This window comes from Bradyrhizobium ferriligni (assembly GCF_056837965.1).
Window position 1 is genome coordinate 1 of the sequence record NZ_JBXEJO010000398.1, and the last position, 390, is coordinate 390.

Consider the following 390-nt stretch of genomic DNA (forward strand, 5'->3'; position numbering starts at 1 on the left):
GTTAATGCCATTAGATATTCACCAGAAAAATCGCGCATTCATATAACCAGTTTTCTTGATACCAACGGCTATCTTAATATTGATATCGCCAGTCCTGGAACGAAAATTAATGAGCCTGAAAAACTCTTCCGTAGATTTTGGCGGGGAGATAATTCGCGTCATTCCGAAGGTCAGGGACTTGGTCTTTCTTTAGTCAAAGCGATTGCCGAATTGCATGGGGGAAGTGCTACGTATCACTATTTTAATAAGCATAATGTGTTCCGAATTACGTTACCGCAAAGAAATTAACATAGGGCTTCAGTACGCCATAAATCAACCATGAAAAAACGCAGCCACGTCGTGAGTATTAACGTGGCTGCGATTGATTATGCGCTTACATTCATACGTAAC

1 protein-coding gene is annotated in these 390 nt (G+C 40.8%); it reads left to right on the forward strand.

What is annotated here, in order from left to right:
* Positions 1-288 (forward strand): ATP-binding protein (locus tag AC1VNY_RS42895; RefSeq protein WP_482409739.1); only part of this gene is annotated, 288 nt, incomplete at its 5' end.
* Positions 289-390: the final 102 nt, after the last annotated feature.